At 63.4% G+C, this 14,918-nt stretch carries 14 protein-coding genes; 12 read left to right on the top strand and 2 right to left on the bottom strand.

Translation table 11 applies throughout. The annotated features are described in order from the left end of the window. Positions 1 to 531 precede the first annotated feature (531 nt). Complete coding sequence (locus tag DBR47_RS18045; RefSeq protein WP_148090429.1) at positions 532 to 1,035, bottom strand: hypothetical protein; 504 nt, start codon at positions 1,033 to 1,035, stop codon at positions 532 to 534. 777 nt (positions 1,036 to 1,812) lie between these two features. Here DBR47_RS18045 and DBR47_RS18050 point away from each other — a divergent pair. From DBR47_RS18050 to DBR47_RS25385, 8 genes are all read left to right on the top strand, one after another. After that, positions 1,813 to 2,649 (top strand): flagellin, encoded by an 837-nt coding sequence (locus tag DBR47_RS18050; protein WP_124452588.1) that lies wholly within the window; start codon positions 1,813 to 1,815, stop codon positions 2,647 to 2,649. A gap of 380 nt (positions 2,650 to 3,029) precedes the next feature. Beyond that, positions 3,030 to 3,869 carry a flagellin gene (locus DBR47_RS18055; protein WP_124452590.1) on the top strand — a complete coding sequence of 280 codons (840 nt, stop codon included), beginning with the start codon at positions 3,030 to 3,032 and terminating at the stop codon, positions 3,867 to 3,869. Between the two features lie 389 nt (positions 3,870 to 4,258). Continuing rightward, the gene (locus DBR47_RS18060) at positions 4,259 to 5,104 is read left to right on the top strand and encodes a flagellin (RefSeq protein WP_124452592.1); all 846 of its coding nucleotides are present in this window, start codon (positions 4,259 to 4,261) and stop codon (positions 5,102 to 5,104) included. A gap of 168 nt (positions 5,105 to 5,272) precedes the next feature. Beyond that, the gene (fliD, locus tag DBR47_RS18065) at positions 5,273 to 6,712 is read left to right on the top strand and encodes a flagellar filament capping protein FliD (RefSeq protein ID WP_124452594.1); all 1,440 of its coding nucleotides are present in this window, start codon (positions 5,273 to 5,275) and stop codon (positions 6,710 to 6,712) included. A gap of 297 nt (positions 6,713 to 7,009) precedes the next feature. Then, positions 7,010 to 7,390 carry a flagellar export chaperone FliS gene (gene fliS, locus DBR47_RS18070; RefSeq protein WP_231512372.1) on the top strand — a complete coding sequence of 127 codons (381 nt, stop codon included), beginning with the start codon at positions 7,010 to 7,012 and terminating at the stop codon, positions 7,388 to 7,390. A gap of 49 nt (positions 7,391 to 7,439) precedes the next feature. Beyond that, positions 7,440 to 7,739, top strand: a complete 300-nt coding sequence (locus DBR47_RS18075) for a flagellar protein FliT (RefSeq protein WP_124452598.1) — start codon at positions 7,440 to 7,442, stop codon at positions 7,737 to 7,739. A 52-nt stretch (positions 7,740 to 7,791) separates the two neighbouring features. Further along, complete coding sequence (locus DBR47_RS18080) at positions 7,792 to 8,568, top strand: flagellar brake protein (protein WP_124452600.1); 777 nt, start codon at positions 7,792 to 7,794, stop codon at positions 8,566 to 8,568. After that, the gene (locus DBR47_RS25385) at positions 8,565 to 9,074 is read left to right on the top strand and encodes a Tfp pilus assembly protein FimT/FimU (protein ID WP_124452602.1); all 510 of its coding nucleotides are present in this window, start codon (positions 8,565 to 8,567) and stop codon (positions 9,072 to 9,074) included. The genes DBR47_RS18080 and DBR47_RS25385 overlap by 4 nt, the downstream gene beginning before the upstream one ends. A gap of 154 nt (positions 9,075 to 9,228) precedes the next feature. Here the strand turns inward: DBR47_RS25385 and fliE are convergent, their stop codons facing one another. Next, the gene (fliE, locus tag DBR47_RS18090; protein ID WP_124452604.1) at positions 9,229 to 9,552 is read right to left on the bottom strand and encodes a flagellar hook-basal body complex protein FliE; all 324 of its coding nucleotides are present in this window, start codon (positions 9,550 to 9,552) and stop codon (positions 9,229 to 9,231) included. 247 nt (positions 9,553 to 9,799) lie between these two features. On the opposite strand from fliE, the gene fliF reads away from it, so the two are divergent. The 4 genes from fliF (at position 9,800) to fliI (ending at position 14,871) form a co-directional block, all read left to right on the top strand. Then, a complete protein-coding gene (gene fliF / locus DBR47_RS18095) occupies positions 9,800 to 11,497 on the top strand; it encodes a flagellar basal-body MS-ring/collar protein FliF (RefSeq protein ID WP_124452606.1) in 1,698 nt (565 codons plus the stop codon). Positions 11,498 to 11,544: 47 nt separating this feature from the next. Further along, complete coding sequence (gene fliG, locus DBR47_RS18100; RefSeq protein ID WP_124452609.1) at positions 11,545 to 12,540, top strand: flagellar motor switch protein FliG; 996 nt, start codon at positions 11,545 to 11,547, stop codon at positions 12,538 to 12,540. Positions 12,541 to 12,550: 10 nt separating this feature from the next. Continuing rightward, positions 12,551 to 13,366: a FliH/SctL family protein gene (locus DBR47_RS18105; protein ID WP_231512373.1), complete on the top strand. Its 816-nt coding sequence runs from the start codon at positions 12,551 to 12,553 to the stop codon at positions 13,364 to 13,366. A gap of 122 nt (positions 13,367 to 13,488) precedes the next feature. After that, positions 13,489 to 14,871, top strand: a complete 1,383-nt coding sequence (gene fliI, locus DBR47_RS18110; RefSeq protein ID WP_124452734.1) for a flagellar protein export ATPase FliI — start codon at positions 13,489 to 13,491, stop codon at positions 14,869 to 14,871. Positions 14,872 to 14,918 lie beyond the last annotated feature (47 nt).

Here is a 14,918-nt window from a genome sequence, read left to right on the forward strand (position 1 = left end):
AATTGTGAAGACCGGAAGTAATCCTCAACATCGGCGCATTTCCGTCCCTGAAGTCCTCTTTCCTCCCTCCCCTCTGTCAGGTTTCTTCCTACAAGCGAGCTGCGAGACCTCGGCAAGCCCGCCGCCAATCGCAGGTTTTTGCGCGGTGAGCCCGCAGCCCAGAGTGGCGAGCCGCAGGCGTAAGGCAGACAGCCGCCAATTCCAGGCTGCTTTCACTTCATCGAGAACGGGGCGGATGACAAGCCGCCGACCACGCGCGGACGCTTGGAGCAAGCTCAACATGCGTCGTGTGGTGTGCGTCTGCGGACCAAGAAGTTAGGCCGGCGAAGGCTAGGCCAATTCCCGGCGCAAGCGCTAGTGCGGGCCGATCAGCTGCGGCGGGAATACTGCTCAGCGAGGGGGCTTTGCGGCACAGGCCGACGGCGACAAAGCCAAAAGGCCCGAGAACAATTTGACAGTTCTAGGCACACGGAACTCATTGCCGATGGGGCGCGGCCTGAGGAGGCGCGCGCCCCAGCCAGGCATCAAGACTCAGCGATTCGCGCTGTCAAGCAGTGCGTCCAATCGCGCCAACTCGATGCGCGCGATCTCCGCAAGCTCGGGCGCTTCGTCCATCAGATTGCTCAAGGCAGGGCCTTGCAGCAAAAGCTCCAGCGCTTCCTTGCCGCGCAGGACTTGACCCTGGCCCGACAGTGCAAAGGCAAGGGTGTAGAGACTGGCACCGTGGGCAGGTTGCAAGAGCAAGGCCCGCTCGGCCGCAGCCTGGGCTTCGGCCAGCTTGCCGGCACTCAGCAACAAGGCCGCCATATCGCTGAGCAGGTCATGGGCCATGGGCTCATGGCTCAGCGCCTCATGCAAGACGCTCAGACCCAGGTCCAGATGGCCGCGCGCCACCTCGGCGAAGGCACGGTTGCGCGCCTCGGCCAATAGCAAAGCGCCTTCGGCGCTGAGGCTTTCAATCAGGCCGCGTTCATTCGTCATCTCACCCAAGTGCTGCTGAGCATGCAGCGTTGTAGGCGTCGTTGCTTGCGTCATGGCATGCATAAGGATCTCCAATAGCTTGAACAAATTGTTCGGTATGCGCCAGCGGCGCCAGCCTGAAGGGCGATCCCACCATTTCCCTCCACCCTTGGGGCGGGCCCACACGAGGCGAGCGAGGGGCGCAGTTTCGACTTCAGTAAAGGAAACTTTAGGGCTTGCCGGCAGGGCTATTCGTTAGAAAAGCCCGCTCTTGCGCCCTCTTCTTCAAGCCTTGTGCTTGACCCGGCAACCGAAAACAAGGACAGAGCCGCTGCAAGACACGGAGACCCCCGAGAGGGGCCCGCTTGCCCAGCCACTCTGTGACCTGACTCCTGATTTCAAACACCGCGACTTCAGCGACAACAAAGAAGGTTCCGCCCAAGAAACAGCTCAGCCCGCCAACCCAGTAAGCGACGCACCGGCCCCTCGCCACTCGCCTCCTCTGCTCACGCGGACCCAGCGAAAAGTCGATCCAAGGAATAAGCCGAAAGCCCAGTCGCTTTTCAACAGATCAAGCCTATTGACAAACAGTCCTCAAGTTCTCTTGAGTGCTGTCCGATACCCATTTCAACGGGTCTGGAAACGGACACGTGGTCCGGTAAGTAGGCCGCAAGTTGAAGCTCCCCCGATTGGGGAGTCCAGGGTTGCAAAGCTTGACTGAGCCGGGCGGGGCGGGGGAACTTGCTCCTTAGGAATCAAGTCCCCGCGTAACGGATGTCTCTCGTTAGGGGGGTGTTCGCAACACGTCGGCGCTCAGCCGGAAAAACTTTGTAGCTGAAACAGGAGTCAATCATGCCCGCAATCATCAATACCAATCAGCTGTCCCTGAATGCACAGCGCAATACCTCGACCTCGCAAGGCTCCTTGGCCGTTTCCATGCAGCGCCTGTCTTCGGGTCTGCGCATCAACTCCGCCAAGGACGACGCCGCCGGTCTGGCCATCTCTGACCGCATGACCAGCCAAGTGCGCGGCATGAACGTCGCGATGCGTAACGCCAATGACGGCATCTCCATGGCACAGACCGCCGACGGCGCGCTGAGCAAGGTGACCGACGCGCTGCAACGTATGCGTGAACTGGGCGTGCAAGCACGTAACGCCACCAACACCACCTCCGACCTGGATTCGATCGGCAAGGAATTCGCGCAACTGGGTTCGGAAATCACCCGCGTTCTGGGTGGCACGACCTTCAACGGCAAGTCCATCCTGGCCACGGCCGGCACCTCGACTTTCCAGATCGGCGCCAACACCACGGGCAATGACTCGGTGGATGTGACCACCACCGATCTGACGGCCGACGCCAGCATCACCGCCGTCACCGGCGCCACCATCAGCAATACCGACACCGCGGCCACGCTGAAGACGGTGATCGACAATATCGACACGGCCATCACCACCGTCAGCGGCGAGCGCGCCACCTACGGTGCGGTGCAGAACCGCTTCGACGCGATCACCTCGAATCTGCAGATCTCGGTGGAAAACCAAAGCGCCGCTCGCAGCCGCATCACGGACGCAGACTACGCGACGGAAACCGCCAATCTGAGCCGCTCGCAGATCCTGCAACAAGCAGGTAACGCGATGATCGCGCAGGCCAACCAGTTGCCGCAGCAAGTCCTCTCCCTGCTTCGATGATCCCGGGCCGCTCCAGCCGGCCCTGAGTAATCAAACCAGTACAGGAAGACTCATGCCTCCGGCACAAGCCCCCTGACCTCAAGCCCCCACCGCCGCTCGTCACAGGACGAGCGGCACTTTTGATGAAAAGGCCTTAAGTCAAGCCAAGGTGTCGACGATAAACAGTCAACGGGTCCGAGAAAGTGCAAGGACTACGTGGTCCGGTCAACCGGTTCAAGCGCAGCGCGATTTCAGCGCGTGATTGACCAAGACGCGGACGGTGCAAGCCCCCGGGTGAAAGCCTGGGATTTTGCTGACAGGGTCGCTCCCAGGAGCGATCAAGTTATCGACCGCGAATACCGGGATTCCGGCAAGTCGTTCAACACCGAAAAAGGATTGTCATGGGCTCCATCATCAACACCAATCTGATGTCGCTGAATGCTCAGCGCAACACCTCCACCTCGCAAGGCTCGCTGGCCATTTCCATGCAGCGCCTGTCTTCAGGTCTGCGCATCAACTCCGCCAAGGATGATGCCGCCGGCCTGGCCATCTCCGATCGCATGACCAGCCAGGTGCGCGGCATGAATGTGGCCGTGCGCAATGCCAATGACGGCATCTCCATGGCGCAGACCGCCGACGGTGCGCTGGCCAAGGTCACCGATGCCCTGCAGCGCATGCGTGAACTCAGCGTGCAAGCCCGCAACGCAACGAACACCACCACCGACCTCGATTCCATCGGCAAGGAATACGCGCAGCTGGGCGCTGAAATCGGCCGCGTCGTGGGCGGCACCACCTTCAATGGCAAGGCCATCCTCGCCACCACCGGCACCTCGACCTTCCAAATCGGCGCCAACACAACGGCCAATGATTCGGTCGATGTGGCCACCACCGATTTGACCCTGGACGCCACCATCACGGCCGTGACCAGCGCATCGATCAGCAATGCCGACACCGCCGCCACATTGAAGACGGTGATCGACAATATCGACACGGCGCTGACCACGGTGAGCGATCAGCGCGCCACCTTCGGCGCGGTGCAAAACCGCTTCGAAGCCATCATCTCCAATCTGCAGATCTCGGTGGAGAACCAGACCGCTTCGCGCAGCCGCATCACCGACGCCGACTACGCCTCGGAAACCGCCAATCTGAGCCGTGCGCAAATCTTGCAGCAAGCGGGCAATGCCATGGTTTCGCAGGCCAACCAGATGCCGCAACAAGTGCTCGCCTTGTTGCGCGGCTGAGTCCGCGCATAGAGGGCCGGAAGGCGCTTTGTGGCTGACGAAGGATTCGCCGCGATACAAGCGGCGAAGCTGAGGCTCCCTCATCGACCGCCCGTCCCAAGCATTGAAAACAGCTCCAGCTCTGACTCGCGTCGGGGCCGGAGCTGTTTTTTTTTGGCCGTGGTTTCCCGCCCTTATTGGGCTTTTGAAAGGCGACAGCACTCAGAGAATTTGCACATCGGGTTCAAAAGTGATTGAGGACTCGACGTCCGCCGCCAAGAGAGATGCACTGAATCTGATTTCTTGGTTTGGCCGGGCCGCTTGGAAAGTTTTGGTCCTTCACACCGATCGCGACGATCCAGATCACGCCGGCCCGCGCCGGGATTACCGGATTTTGCAGGAGTGCTCAAATGCCCCAAACCATCAACACCAATATTGGCTCGCTGAACGCCCAGCGCAACCTGAATATGTCGCAAGGCTCGCTGGCCGTGTCCATGCAGCGGCTGTCCTCAGGCATGCGAGTCAATTCCGCCAAGGACGATGCCGCCGGTCTGGCCATCGCCGAGCGGATGAACTCCCAGGTTCGCGGCATGAATGTTGCGATCCGCAATGCCAACGACGGCATCTCGCTGGCGCAAACCGCTGAAGGCGCCTTGTCCAAGGTGGGTGACAACTTGCAGCGCATGCGTGAGTTGGCGGTGCAGGCGCGCAATGCCACCAACACCACGGCCGACCTGGACTCCATCGGCAAGGAGTACACCCAGCTGGCCTCGGAAATCACCCGGGTGCTGGCGGGCACGACCTTCAACGGCAAGAAGATTTTGGGCGCCGATGCCACGACACCGCAGGACTTCCAAGTCGGCCCCAACACCGGCCCGGAAGACGTCATCACCGTGACCACCTCGGACATGACGGCAGACCCCACCATCCTGGCGGTGACGGCCTCCTCCATTTCGGCCGCCGACGACTCGGCCTCCTTGAAGACCTCGATCGACGCCATCGACGCGGCCATCAACACCGTGTCCAGCCAGCGCGCTACCTTGGGCGCCTCGCAAAACCGCTTCGACGCGGTGATCGCCAATCTGCAGGTCTCGGTGGAAAACCAGAGCGCTGCCCGCAGCCGCATCATGGATGCGGACTACGCGGCGGAAACCTCGAACCTCAGCCGCACCCAAATCCTGCAGCAGGCCGGCAATGCCATGGTGGCCCAGGCCAACCAGATGCCGCAGCAAGTCTTGGCCCTCCTGAAGGGCTAAGGACGGAATCGCCCGCCTCGGGGCAAAAGCAGTAATTTTTCTCAAGGCGGCTCGGCTACGGCTCGGCCGCCTTTAGTTTTTCTTGCCGCAACCGACAACATCGATATCCCGTGATTGCCTTGGGCCTCGCAAGAGCCCACGCCTTCTCGGTTCACTGGAGATCTGACCATGGCCACTATTTCATCGATCGGCGCAGGCAGCGGCTTACCTGTTGAGGAGATCATCGCCAAGCTGATGTCCATCGAGAGGCAGCCCGTCGTTGATCTGCAGACCAAGGCGACCAGCTTGCAGGCCAAGCTGTCCTCCTACGGCAAGCTGCAAAGCAATATCAGCGCGGTGAAAGATGCGGCCACCAAGCTCAATGACCCCGTCACCTGGGGCGCCAATCTGTCCACCTCCTCGGACGCGACTTCGGTCACCGCCTCGACCACCCAAGCCTCGGTGGCCGGCACCTATGCGGTCAGCGTTTCCAAGCTGGCGGCGGCGCAGACCATCACCGGCGCAGCCATTCCCAGCGACGCCACCACCATAGGTCAGGGCTCCATAACCATTGAGTTGGGCGCCTGGAATGCCGACAACACGGCCTTCACCCCCACCGCCGGCAAGTCGGCGGTCACCATCAATATCGGTGCGGGCGAAGACAGCCTGACGGCGGCGCGGGACAAGATCAATGCCTCGGGGGCCGGCGTCGTCGCCTCGGTGGTGAGCGACGCACAGGGCTCCCGCCTGGTGCTGCGTTCGGCCAATACCGGCGCCAGCAACGCCTTTCGCGTCAGCGCCACGGAAACGGCCCCCGGCCCTAACGGCGGCCCCGGCCTTTCATCACTGGCCTACGACCCCAGCAATGGCATTACCACGGCCAAGGTGGCGCAGTACGCGCAAAGCGCCGTGGGCAAGATCAATGGCATCGATGTGGTGTCCGAGAGCAATACCGTCAGCAATGTGATCGACGGTCTGACCGTCAATTTCAGCAAGGTCACCAGTGCCGACGTGAGCGTCACCGTCGGGGCAGACAAGGAAGCGATCAAGAAGGCCATCAATGATTTCGCCACGGCCTACAACGCCTTGGCGACCTTCATGAAAGACCAGACCAAGTACACCCCCAAGTCCGGCACCACCGCCGCATCGTCGGGGCCCTTGCAAGGCGACAGCACCGCCATCACCATGCAAAGCCAGCTGCGCACCCTGGCCAGCAGTTCCAGCACCTTGGGCGGCAGCCTCACCCGCTTCGCCGACATCGGCCTGGACCCGCAGGCCGACGGCACGCTCAAGGTCAACGCGGCCAAGCTGGACGGCGCCCTGGGCAATTTGCCCTCGCTCAAAAAGATGCTCTCGGGCCTGGACAGCGCCGACCCGAACAACAACGGCATTACCCAAAGAATGGCGGCACTGACCACGGCGGCCCTGAGTTTTGATGGCTCGCTGAACTCCAAGCAAACCGGCCTGCGCGAAACCATCAACCGCAACGGCGATGACCAGGACAAGATCAATATGCGCTTGACCCTGGTGGAAGCCCGTATGCGCGCGAGCTACACCGCCCTGGACAAGAGCATGGCCAAGCTGACCGGCCTGCAAAGCTACGTCAACCAGCAGTTCGGCGTGAAGTAAATCACGCGCAGCGCCCCGCACCCCAGTGCTCAACGCCCAGTGCGCCCTTGCGGGCTCGCCGGGCGTTTTTCATGGGCCGAACCCCGCGAGCGCTGCGCACACTGGCGACGAAACAAGCCCGAACGCAGTTCGCACAAGGCAGGCCCTTCAACACGGAAGGGGCTACAAATCCTCACATCCGGCGACTCAAGTTTGCCCACCCCAGGCCGAAAACTATTCAAGACGGACAAAACTGGGAAACAACACATGTACGGCAACACCTCATCCCCCTTCGCATCTCGCGGCCAGAAGGCCTCGATGTATAGCAAAGTGGGCTTGGAAACCGACGTACACGGCGCCAGCCCGCATCGCCTGATTGCGATGCTGTTCGACGGCCTCTTCGACGCCATGAACCAAGCCCAGGTCGCCATCCAAACCAAGAATTTGGAGCTGAAGAATCGCAGCCTGATGCGCGCCGTGCGCATCCTGGACGAGGGCTTGAAGGCTGGCCTGAATCTGGAATCCGGCCCTCTGGCGGCCGACCTCAACGATTTGTACGCCTATATCTGCATGCGTTTGACCCGCGCCAATCTGCACAGCGATGCCGAGGCCGTGGCCGAATGCCAGCGCATCCTGACCCCTGTTCGCGAGGCTTGGACGGCCATCGGCAGCAACCCCGAGTTGCAGCGCGCCGCCTGATCAAGGTCACCAGCCCACACACTCAACACTGTCTCCTGCGGAACTAGCGATGAATACCCAACTCCTGAGCTATTACGAAGCCATCGAACAAGCCAGCGCAGACATGCTTTGCGCCGCCCGTTCCGGCAACTGGGATGAAGTTGTCAAGCTCGAGGGCGCTTGCGTGCTGCTGATCTCGCAGCTCAAGCATGCCGCTTCCAGCGAGAAGCTCGCCCCCGACGAGGCCAAGCTGAAGACCCGCATCATGCAGCGCATCCTGGTCAATGACGCCGAGATCCGCCACCTGGCCGAGCCCTGGCTGGATGATCTGGACCGCGTCATGACCGGCAAGAGCAAAACCCTGCACTGAGTTTGTCTCAACCAGCCCAGGGGCGCGAATCAGCGCTCCGGCTTGACACCCGATGAGCCGCTTCAACAGCCCAATCCATCCCGCCTCGCCCGACGCCTCCGATCCGGAAGCCTCGGGCGATTTTCGTATCCAGGGCAGCGCCGAGGTGCTGGTCCTGCTGCAGGCTTTGCAAGAGCAGCAGATCCCCATCACCCTCAGCACCCCGGCAGGCCTGTCGGTGCAGAGCTGCCTGAGCGCCGTCGACGCTCAATTTGGCGCCCTGGGTTTCGATGTGCACCCCGACGATCCCTTGCTGCCCGAATTGCTCAGTGCCGAGGAGGTCACGGCCGTGGCCTATCTGGACCAGATCAAGCTGCAGTTCGAGCTTGAAGGCCTGCTGCTGCTCAATAGCAAGGCGCTGGCTCACGGCGCCGTCCTGCGCAGCCCCATGCCCAGCCGGCTTTACCGCTTCCAGCGCCGCCAGGCCTTCCGCGTGCGGCCCAGCACCCGCACACCGCAGCTACGCCTGCCCCACCCCCAGGAAGCCGGGCAGACGCTGCAACTGCGCATCCTGGATCTGAGCCTAGGCGGCGTGGCCGTGCTCTGGCCGGCGGGGTTAGAGGCCCCCGAGGCGGGCAGCGGCTTCGTCAGCGCCCAAGTCGAGTTGGACCGCGACACCCGCTTTGAAGCCGGCCTGCGGGTGCAGAACATCCGGCCCGAGGCCGAGGGCGGCGTGCTGCTGGGGCTGAACTTCGCACGCATAGACAACGAAGCCGAACGGCTCTTGCAGCGCTATATCGACCAGGTACAAAAGCTCGGTCGCCTGCTGCGCAAAAAGCCCACGCCATGAACACCGCCCGCCCGCTGCAGAAAGGCTTCACCTTGCTGGAGGCGGTCGCGGTGATGGCCATCACCGGCATCTTGATGGCCGTGGCCGTGCCCAGCTATCACAATCTGCTGCAGCGCCAGCAGCTGCGCCACGCCGCTGAGGCCCTGGCTCAAGACATGCGCATGGCGCGCGAGCTGAGCATTCGCGAGAACACGCCCATCTTCATCAGCTACAGCCCGGGCAAGCAATGGTGCTGGGGCGTCAGCCGCGGCCAAGCCTGCGATTGCGCCGCACCGGCCGGCCGCGCACAAACCTGCAGCATCAGCCGCATGGACAAGACGGAGTTCCCCAATGTGCTGCTGGACATCGCGCAGGAAGCCGCCTTCTCGGCGGGTCGCGGTCAGGTGGAACAGTTTGGCGATGCGGCCTTCAGAACCGAGCGAGGCCACAATCTGCGCGTCTCACTCAACGCCATGGGGCGGCCCAAGCTCTGCGGGCCCGACGCGCCTGAGCATCAACCCTGCTGAAGTCCACCGCCTCAAAGGGTGAGGGTTTTCGTAGCGAGCAGGCGTCAGGCTAGGCGGCCAGAGCACAGGAGGCGGAACGTACTTCCTGTACCTGAGGATTCCGAGCATCTGGCCAACAAGGCATGGCGGCTGCGCAGTAGAAAGCCCTTGCCCTTCAGACCTGCATATTCATGATTTCGGAATAGGCTGAGACCAGCCGGTTGCGCACCTGCAAAGTGGCTTGAAAACCGATCTGCGACTTTTGCATCGCGATCATGGTCTCTTCCAGGCTGACGGTGGGGTTGTCTAACTGCACCTCACGCTGCAAGCGGGTCGCTTCCGTCTGCGCCTGGCTCACCCCCTTCATGGCCTGCGCCATCGCATCACCAAAGCTGGGGCCGCCCACGGCCTTGGGCTTGGCCAAGGGCTGGCCGTTGACGGCCAAGCCGGCACGGGCCGCGGCTTGGGCGAAATCAAACGGTTTGAGCTTCAGATCCATGGTGAACCATCCTTGCCTGGGCTGGCCAGATGCGGGACGCAGGAGTGGCGATGGAGAGAAGTCTAGGGCTAAGCCTCCGCCCTGAAGGAGGGAGATAAGGCCGCTTCCTCGGCTTGTTCGCCGCTTTCTTTAGGGTGCAAATCCGAATAATTCAGTCATCGCGTCACCTTGGCGGTGGCGCTGTGAATTCGCTCACGATTTGCCCAGCCAGCCCACGCCATCCACCGGATCACCTCTCGGTCAGCTCATGGACAACGCCCTCAGCCCCAACGTCACCGCCTTGCCCGTGGCCGTCCCCAACGGCAGCGAGAGCTTCGGCACACGCCTGGCCGCCCTGCCCATGCGCAACAAGCTGATGATGGGTGCAGGGCTGGCCATGTTGGCCGCCGCCGTGCTGGCCATCACCCTGTGGTCCAACCAGGGTGACTTCCGCCCCGTTTTCACCGGCCTGTCAGACAAGGATGGCGGCGCCGTCATCGCTCAGCTGACCACCTTGGGCGTGCCCTATCGCAACGAGCCCGGCGGCACCATTCTGGTCCCCGCCGCCCAGGTCTACGACGTGCGCATGAAGCTGGCCTCGGCCGGCCTGCCCAAGGGCAGCACCGTGGGCTTCGAGCTGATGGACAAGACCTCCATCGGCCAGACCCAATTCAATGAACGCCTGAACTTCCAACGCGGCCTGGAAGGCGAGCTGACCCGCACCATCACCGCCCTGGCCGATGTGGCCGATGCGCGGGTGCATCTGGCCATGCCGCAGCAAAACGGCTTCTTCCGCGAGCAGCAAAAGCCCAGCGCCTCGGTCATGCTGACCCTGCGCGGCGGCCGCACGCTGGACCGCGCCCAGATCGCCGGCATCGTGCATCTGGTCTCGGCCTCGGTGCCCGAGCTCTCGCCCAAGGCCGTCAGCGTGCTGGATCAGACCGGCGCCCTGCTGTCCAACACCAGCGACAACGGCAACGGCCTGGACAGCCAACAGCTGCAATACAAGCAGCAGATCGAAGCCAATATCAACAAGCGCATCTACGAGCTGCTGGAACCAGTGGTGGGCCGTGAGAATCTGCGCGCCACGGTGACGGCCGATGTGGACTTCTCCCAGATCGAATCGACCGCCGAAGAGTACAAGCCCAATCAGGGCAACAACCTCACGGCCGCGGTGCGCAGCTCGCAGACCAACGAAAGCCAGAACGGCACGCCCGCCCTGCCTACCGGCGTGCCTGGCGCTGCCACCAACCAGCCGCCGGTACCCGCCACCGCCCCCATCAACGGCGCCTCGGCTCCGCTGCAAACCGCTGGTGGCGCGCCGGGCAGCAATAGCAGCCGCCGTGAAGCCGTCACCAATTACGAGCTGGACAAGACCGTGCGGGTGGTGCGTAACGCCACCGGCACCGTGCGTCGCCTCAATGCCGCCGTGGTGCTCAACCATCGCTCCAGCACCGACCCCAAGGGCAAGGTCAACAGCCAGCCCGTGCCCCAGGAAGAGCTGGACAAGCTGACCGCCCTGGTCAAGGAAACCATGGGCTTCAACCAGGAACGGGGTGACTCGCTGAAGATCGTCAGCGCCCCCTTCATGGTGGACAAGCAAGACAGCGCCGATGTGCCGCTGTGGAAGCAGCCTTTTGTGCTGGACATGGTGCGCAGCTCCATCGTGCCCCTGGCCCTGGTGGCCGTCGCCCTGATCGCCGTCTTTGGCATGGTGCGGCCCGCCATTCGCGCGGCCTACCCGCCGCCACCCGAGCCGGCCGAGGACAAGGACGCTGAGAGCGCCGAACTCAAGGCCGTCGTTGACGACGAGAACCAGCTGCCCGCTCTGGGCCATGGCGGTCTGCCCGCCCTGGAAGCACCGCTGGCCAATGACAAGCTCGAACGCGCCCGCCTCTTGGCCCGCGAGAACCCGATTGCCGTGGCCAACATCATGCGCTCCTGGATGTCGGGAGAAACCGCTTGAGCGCGGCCGCCCTGACCCATTCAACCTGACCGACGCAGAGAATACCCATGGACGAATCTGGAGTCGAAGACGCCGCCATCCTGCTGATGTCGCTTGGCGAGGAAGAAGCCTCCGAGGTCTTCAAGCATCTGCAACCCAAGGAGGTGCAAGCCCTGGGCGAGCAGATTGCCAAGCTCAAGGTGGTCTCGCGTGAGAAGGTGGAGCAGGTGCTGGTCCGCTTTGACGAGGTGGCCGGCACCCAGAGCACCCTGGTCAGCGATACCGATGAATATGTGCGTTCTGTGCTGCGCAAGGCCCTGGGCGACGACAAGGCCAATCTGCTGCTGGACCGCATTCTGCAAGGCAGCGATGTCTCCAGCATCGAAAGCCTGAAGTGGATGGACGCCACCTCGGTGGCCGAGCTGCTGCGCAACGAGCACCCGCAAATCATCGCCGCCGTGCTGGCCCACCTGGACTTTGACCAGACCAGCTCGGTGCTGCGCGTCTTCACCGAGCGCCAGCGCAATGAGGTGCTGGTGCGCATCGCCACCCTGGACGGCATCCAGCCCACGGCGCTGAAGGACTTGAACGAGGTGATGAGCCAGCTGCTGGCCGGTGGCGAGCGCATGAAGAAGTCCAATCTGGGTGGCGTCAAGTCGGCCGCCGAGATCATCAATATGCTGGGTTCCAGCGTCGAGGCCTCGGTGCTGGACTACATCCGCGAAGCCGACGCCGACCTGGCCCAGAAGATCATGGACAACATGTTCACCTTCGACGATCTGGAGAAGATCGACGACAAGGGCATCCAGGCCGTGCTCAAGGAAGTCCAGTCCGAGTCCCTCATCGTGGCCCTCAAGGGCGCCAGCGCCGAGCTGCGCGAAAAGATTCTGCGCAATATGTCCTCGCGCGCCGCCGAGACCCTGCGCGAAGACCTCGAATCCCGCGGCCCGGTGCGCCTCTCCGAGGTGGAAGCCGAGCAAAAGGAGATGCTCAAGATCGTGCGTCGCCTAGTCGACGAAGGCACCATCGTGCTGGCCGGCGGTGGGGACGATCAGTTCGTCTAAGCGCTGAATCATGTCCGCCAACCGTCCCCCTCCCCGCCAGGTGCCGCCACCGCAGCGCGATGCCAACGCGCCGCGCGCCAGCAGCTACAGCCGCTTCATCCCACGCGAGGAGTTGCAAGACTTTGCCGCCTGGAACCCAGGCGCCTTGCATGGCGCCATGAACGAGAAGCGGCCCTCGGTCAGCGCCCCCGCGCCTGCCCCCACGAGCCCACCACCGACGCCTGAACCTGAACCCGATCTGCAAGAACTGCTGCATGAGGCGCGCCAGGCCGGCTATCAAGACGGTTACCGCGATGGCATGGCTGCGCTGGATGCTTTCAAACAAAGCTTTGCCAAGCAGATGGCCGCTCAGCTGGGCGTGCTGGTGCAGAACTTCGATGCCGACTTTCGCGCCATGGAAGACGAGATGGCCCAGACCCTGGCGCGCTGCGCCCTCGAGTTGGCACGTCAGGTCGTGCGCAGCGAGATCAGCCAAAGGCCCGAGCACATTGCCAAGGTGGCGCACGACGCGGTGGAAGCCTTGCAGCTCTCGGCCAAGCATGTGCGGGTGCGCGTCAACCCGGCCGACTATCCCCTGGTGATGGACGGTGCAGGCGAAGAAATGCGGGCTCGCGAAGCCCAAGTCCTGCCCGACCCCGAGGTGCCGCGTGGCGGCTGCAAGGTGGAATCCGATATCAGCAGCGTGGACGCCAGCCTGGCGGCCCGCTGGCAGCAAGCGGCAGCGGCCATGGGCCAAGCCTCGCTGTGGGAGGACCGCCGAGGTGGCCGCAACGGTGACAGCAACTCGGCAGCCAGCCAGAGCGACGACGCCGAGGAGACCTTGTGATGAGCGGTTTCGCAGACCTCGATCTGGGCGGCCTCAGCGCCACCAAGCCCGAGCAGGAAGCAGGCAGCACGGCCCCACGCTACAGCACCCGCACGGGCCGCTGGCAGCAATACCTCAGCGATATGCAGGCCTTTGCCGGCAACCCCGTGCCGCTGGAGTCACAGGGCAAGCTGGTGCGGGTGGCCGGCCTCGTGCTGGAGGCCACCGGCGTCAAGGTGCCGGTGGGCTCGGTGTGTGAGATTCAAATGCCCAGCTCGGGCGCCAACCCGCAACGCGGCCTGCGTCCGGTCAAGGCCGAGGTGGTGGGCTTCTCGGGCGACCGCGCCTATCTGATGCCTACCGATGATATTCAGGGTTTGTCCAGCGGTGCCATGGTGCTGCCGCGTGCCCTGCCCCTGATCAGCCCTCAGCTGGGCAAGCCCATGCACCCCTGGCGCCGTGGCGAAGACCGTGGCCTGCATCTGCCCATGGGCGACGGCCTCTTGGGCCGGGTGGTGGACTCCCACGGCCACCCGCTAGACCGCGCCGGCCCGCTGCAGATGACGCATGCCGAGCCCATGGTGCGACGCCCCATCAATGCCATGGACCGCGACCCGGTGCGCACCCCGCTGGACACCGGCGTGCGCGCCATCAACACCATGCTCACCGTAGGCCGAGGCCAGCGCCTGGGTCTGTTTGCCGGTACCGGCGTGGGTAAGTCGGTGCTGCTGGGCATGATGGCTCGTTACACCCAGGCCGATGTGATCGTGGTCGGCCTGATCGGTGAGCGCGGCCGGGAAGTGAAGGAATTCATCGAGGACATCCTGGGCGAGGAAGGCCTGCGCCGCTCCGTCGTTGTGGCCGCCCCGGCCGATGCCCCACCCCTGGTGCGCATGCAGGGTGCGCATTACGCCACGGCGATTGCCGAGAACTTCCGCGACCGCGGCCAGCATGTGCTCTTGCTGATGGACTCGCTGACCCGTTACGCCATGGCCCAGCGAGAGATCGCCCTGGCCATCGGCGAGCCACCGGCCACCAAGGGCTACCCGCCCAGTTGCTTCGCCAAGCTGCCCCAGCTGGTGGAGCGCAGTGGCAACGGCCTGGCGGGCGAAGGCTCGATCACCGCCTTCTACACCGTGCTGAGCGAGGGCGATGACCAGCAAGACCCGATTGCCGATGCGGCACGCGGCATCTTGGACGGCCACATCGTGCTGAGCCGCGAGCTGGCCGAGGCCGGCCACTACCCGGCCATCGACATCGAACGTTCGATCTCGCGGGTGATGACCAATGTGGCGACCCGCCCGCATATCGAATCCGCTCGGCGTTGCCGTCAGCTGCTCGCCAAATACAACAAGGCGCGCGACCTGATTCAGCTGGGCGCCTATGTGCCCGGCAACGACTTTGAGCTGGACCTGGCCGTGCGCCTGCACCCAGACATCACCCGTCTGCTACAGCAAGACATGCACAGCCCGGCCCACCTGAATGAAAGTATTAACCAGTTATCGGCCGTCATTAAGGAAGCTTAAGAACGGCCGATATGCGCGATAACAGGAGCTCGGCCGCAAACCCCTTG

The organism is Paucibacter sp. KBW04, assembly GCF_003852425.1.
GTDB lineage: Bacteria > Pseudomonadota > Gammaproteobacteria > Burkholderiales > Burkholderiaceae_C > Paucibacter_A.